The sequence below is a fragment of the Pseudoalteromonas sp. BSi20480 genome (assembly GCF_000241365.1).
GTDB classification, from domain to species: domain Bacteria; phylum Pseudomonadota; class Gammaproteobacteria; order Enterobacterales; family Alteromonadaceae; genus Pseudoalteromonas; species Pseudoalteromonas marina.
The window spans coordinates 1-4,774 of record NZ_BADX01000059.1; the positions used below are offsets into that span (position 1 = coordinate 1).

The 4,774-nt window shown below is 39.5% G+C and carries 4 protein-coding genes; 2 read left to right on the forward strand and 2 right to left on the reverse strand.

The genetic code is table 11. The features are described 5' to 3' along the window. Positions 1-28 precede the first annotated feature (28 nt). Positions 29-1,288, reverse strand: coding sequence for a transcription termination factor Rho (gene rho, locus P20480_RS12205; protein WP_006792445.1), 1,260 nt, complete (start codon positions 1,286-1,288; stop codon positions 29-31). A gap of 182 nt (positions 1,289-1,470) precedes the next feature. Next, positions 1,471-1,797: a thioredoxin TrxA gene (trxA, locus tag P20480_RS12200; protein WP_006792444.1), complete on the reverse strand. Its 327-nt coding sequence runs from the start codon at positions 1,795-1,797 to the stop codon at positions 1,471-1,473. 91 nt (positions 1,798-1,888) lie between these two features. Here trxA and rhlB point away from each other — a divergent pair, with 91 nt between their 5' ends. Together rhlB and gppA are read left to right on the forward strand one after the other, a co-directional pair. After that, positions 1,889-3,166 (forward strand): ATP-dependent RNA helicase RhlB, encoded by a 1,278-nt coding sequence (gene rhlB / locus P20480_RS12195; protein ID WP_006792443.1) that lies wholly within the window; start codon positions 1,889-1,891, stop codon positions 3,164-3,166. Between the two features lie 43 nt (positions 3,167-3,209). Next, positions 3,210-4,703, forward strand: coding sequence for a guanosine-5'-triphosphate,3'-diphosphate diphosphatase (gene gppA, locus P20480_RS12190; protein WP_008128397.1), 1,494 nt, complete (start codon positions 3,210-3,212; stop codon positions 4,701-4,703). Positions 4,704-4,774 lie beyond the last annotated feature (71 nt).

A 4,774-nucleotide genomic window follows, 5' to 3' on the forward strand; every position in this document is an offset into this window, starting at 1 on the left:
GCTCTTTTTTTGTATTACTTAAATGCGTTTATTGGCGTTTCATCGAATCAAAAAACTCATCATTGGTTTTACTCATTGATAGTTTATCGATTAAAAATTCCATGGCGTCAATCTCTGACATTTCATGAACGATTTTACGTAAAATCCATAGCTTTTGCAGCTCATCTGGCTTAGTAAGTAGTTCTTCACGGCGAGTACCAGAGCGGTTAAAGTCGATAGCTGGGAATACACGTCTTTCCGCAATTTTGCGGTTAAGGTGTAATTCCATGTTACCAGTACCTTTAAATTCTTCGTAGATAACTTCATCCATTTTAGAGCCAGTATCGATAAGTGCAGTGGCTATAATTGTTAAGCTACCACCTTCTTCAACGTTACGTGCGGCACCGAAGAAACGCTTAGGTTTGTGTAGTGCATTAGCGTCAACACCACCGGTAAGTACTTTACCTGATGAAGGAATAACGGTGTTGTAAGCACGTGCTAAACGCGTGATTGAATCAAGTAAAATAACAACGTCTTTTTTATGCTCAACTAAACGTTTTGCTTTTTCGATAACCATTTCGGCAACTTGTACGTGACGAGATGCAGGCTCATCAAACGTTGATGCAATAACTTCACCTTTAACAAGGCGTTGCATTTCAGTTACTTCCTCAGGACGTTCGTCAATTAGTAAAACCATTAACGTTACATCAGGATGATTATGCGTAATTGATTGTGCAATGTTTTGCAGTAGCATTGTTTTACCCGCTTTTGGCGGTGCTACTAATAAACCACGTTGGCCACGGCCAATTGGTGATGCTAAATCAAGTACACGAGCAGTGATATCTTCTTTACTACCGTTACCACGTTCCATGCGGAAACGTTCGTTTGCATGTAGTGGCGTTAAGTTTTCAAAAAGAATTTTGGTGCGAGAATTTTCAGGTTTATCAAAGTTAACTTCGTTTACTTTAAGTAATGCAAAGTAACGTTCACCATCTTTTGGTGGACGAATAAGGCCTGAAATTGAGTCGCCAGTACGCATACTGAAGCGGCGAATTTGGCTCGGTGATACATAAATGTCATCTGGGCCAGCTAAGTAAGAAGCTTCTGATGATCTTAAAAAGCCAAAACCATCTTGCAAAATCTCAAGCACACCACCGCCGAAGATATTTTCTCCGCCTTTGGCATGGGATTTTAATATGGTAAAAATGATATCTTGCTTTCTTAAGCGGGCTACGTTTTCGAGCCCCATGGACTCAGCTAAGTTTACAAGTTCTTTTATAGACTTGTCTTTTAATTCGCGTAAATGCATATTGGTGGGTTCTTTATTACAATTGTCATACTCAAAGTCGCTTTGATCGTTGAGTGAGGTTGGTTGAATATAACTAAGGATTAGTTGGCTTTATAAACTAGCAGTTCACTGGCATAGCGTCCAGTGTTTATACAAAATAAATTCAAAAAAAGGGCAAAAAGCCCTTTTTTAGTTCTAGTCTATTAGATGTTGTTATCTAAAAACTCGATAAGTTGTGTTTTTGAAAGTGCACCAACTTTAGTTGCAGCAACTTGGCCATCTTTAAAAAGAAGCAAAGTAGGGATGCCGCGAATACCAAATTTAGGCGGAGTGCCAGCATTTTGGTCAATATTAAGTTTAGCAACAGCAACACGACCGTCGTATTCATCAGCAACTTCATTAAGGATAGGGGCGATCATTTTACAAGGTCCGCACCATTCAGCCCAGAAGTCTACTAGTACAGGCTTGTCTGATTGTAATACGTCAGCTTCAAAGCTATCGTCAGTAATTTGGATTATTTTCTCGCTCATTGCGCTCTCCGATTTAGTTAGGCGAAATATTTAGTGCGTATTTAAACACTCTTGTTTCTTATTGCAAGTTTAAACGTTATGCTTAAACGCTATGACTAAGACACATTTAACCGATAAAAAGTTTTCAGACTTTGCTATCGCACCGGAAGTGGTTGCCGGTCTAACCGAGAATGGGTTTGAATATTGCACACCTATTCAAGCAAAATGCCTACCTTTTATTTGTGATGGACGCGATATTGCGGGCCAAGCACAAACAGGTACAGGCAAAACGTTGGCATTTTTAACTGCTACGTGCCATCGGTTATTACAATCTAGCAAAGCACCTAGTAAACATCCAAGAGCCCTGATCATGGCCCCTACTCGGGAGCTTGCGATTCAGATACACAAAGATGCAAAAATTTTAGCGCCACACTGTAATCTTAACTTAGGTTTAGTATATGGTGGCGAAGATTACGAAAAACAACGTGCACAATTAGAAAAAGGCGTAGATATTTTAATTGGCACGACAGGTCGTTTAATCGATTTGTACAAGCAAGGCTGTTACACCCTTAATGAAATTGAGGTTGTCGTGCTTGATGAAGCTGATCGTATGTTCGATTTAGGCTTCATAAAAGATATACGTTACATGTTTGATCGTATGCCAGATACGTCAAAGCGATTAAACTTATTATTTTCTGCGACTTTATCATACCGCGTGCAAGAACTTGCTTTTGAACACATGACCAACCCAGAGCATGTACAAATTGAGCCAGACGTAAAAACCGGTAAACGCATAAAAGAAGAGCTATTTCATCCTTCACAAGAAGATAAAATTAAGCTTTTATTAACGTTAATTGAAGAAGAATGGCCTGATAAAGCCATTGTGTTTGCAAACACTAAGCACAGTTGTGAAACCGTGTATGCGTGGTTAAAGGCTGATGGTCATCGTGTAGGTATGCTAACGGGTGATGTAAACCAGAAAAAACGTCAAAGCATTTTAGCGCAATTTAGCAAAGGCGAATTAGACTTTTTAGTTGCAACCGATGTTGCAGCGCGTGGGTTGCATATCCCAGAAGTAAGTCATGTATTTAACTTTGACTTACCAGACGACTGTGAGGATTATGTTCATCGTATTGGTCGAACAGGTCGTGCAGGTGCATCAGGACATGCAATAAGTTTTGCGTGTGAACAATATGCATACAACCTACATGAAATTGAAGAATACATAGAGCATAGCATTCCTTTATCGCATTACGATAAAGCCGCTTTGTTAGACGATTTAACTAAGCCTATTATTCAAAGAAAGCGCAACTATTCAAATGGTCCTCGTAATCGTAGTAACAATAACGGACGTCGACCAAATAATAGTTACCAAAAAGGACGGTCGTAATAGACCGTTTGTATAAGTAGTAGTAACTAGAGGTTTTTGAACGGTGGGGCAACTTATACCGCAAAAAAATGTATACGCAGTTATTGATTTGGGATCAAATAGCTTTCATATGCTAATTGCCAAATCAGTGGCTGGCGGTTTACAAACTATTGGTCGCGTAAAACGCAAGGTCAGGTTAGCCGCAGGGCTTGATAAAGATAACATATTAAGCACCGAGGCTATGCAACGAGGCTGGGAATGCCTCGCGCTTTTTGCTGAGCGTTTACAAGATATTCCAAATCAAAATATTACAATAGTAGCTACGGCTACATTACGCTTAGCAACCAATGCTGAAGTATTTAAAGCGCATGCTGAAAAAATTCTTGGCCATAAAATCAATGTTATCAGTGGTGAATTAGAAGCGCGTACCATATACAAAGGTGTAGCGCATACTTCTGCATGTACTGGCAAACAGCTTGTTATTGACATTGGTGGTGCAAGCACTGAAGTAGTGATTGGTAAAGAGTTTGATGCACTTTTATACAAGAGCCTCAACATGGGGTGTATTACTTACCTTGAGCGTTACTTTAAAGATTGCTTATTAACACATAGCAATTTCAATACCGCTATAAAGGCTGCTCGAACTGTTATTGATAATATAGCTCCTGAATACAAAGCCGCAGGATGGCAAATAGCATCAGGCGCATCAGGTACAGTACAAGCAATTCAAGAAATTATGGTGGCACAAAACCTTGATGATCTTCTTACTTTAGAAAAGCTTAATTCAATAAAAGAGCAATCAATTGCATTTAAATCCATTGCAGCGTTAGACCTTCCAGGTTTAAGCGAAGATCGTCGATTGGTATTTGTATCGGGCCTTGCTATCTTGATTGCTTTGTTTGAATCGTTAGAAATTGAAAAAATGGGACTTGCAGGCGGCGCACTTCGTGAAGGTGTTTTATATAGCATGGTGCCAGAGTTTCATAATAGCGATATAAGAAAGCGAACAGTTGATGGGTTTATGAGTCGATACCATGTTGACCAAAAACAAGCATCACGAGTTTCTAGTTTGGCAATTGAGCTCGCACAAAGCATCAATGAAGATTGGCCAATTAATCACTTAAATGGCTTACCCCTATTAAAAGCCGTTGCACAGTTACATGAAATCGGCTTACTAATAGAGTATAAGCAGTATCATAAGCATACAGCGTATATCCTAGAAAATACCGACATGCCTGGTTTTTCGCAATCAGAGCACAGGTTAATTGTGGCAGTAGCCGATGCACATCGTTCTGATATACCAAAAGATAGCTTCAACGCGTTAGGTGCAAACAACCTTCTTGCGCAGTACATTGTAAGATTACTTCGAGTGTCCGTTATTTTGTCGATGAGACGACAGGACGATGTTCTGCCACATTTTGAATTAACCGCTAAGAATGAAGTTTTAACATTAACATTCGAAAATAACTGGTTAAAAGAACATCCATTAATGGCAAGTGAACTACAACAAGAGTCTAAACAGCAAAGTAAACTTGGTTGGAAGCTTCTCGTTCATTGAGTAAAAAGGCCCTTGTGGGCCTTTTTAGTGTTTAAAGTAACCGTTTCGATGAAAATATGCGCGAACGACAC

Bases quoted from the DNA above. Each gene is read 5' to 3' on its own strand.
- rho (WP_006792445.1), bottom strand. From the start codon at position 1,288: ATGCATTTACGCGAATTAAAAGACAAGTCTATAAAAGAACTTGTAAAC.
- trxA (WP_006792444.1), bottom strand. From the start codon at position 1,797: ATGAGCGAGAAAATAATCCAAATTACTGACGATAGCTTTGAAGCTGAC.
- rhlB (WP_006792443.1), top strand. From the start codon at position 1,889: ATGACTAAGACACATTTAACCGATAAAAAGTTTTCAGACTTTGCTATC.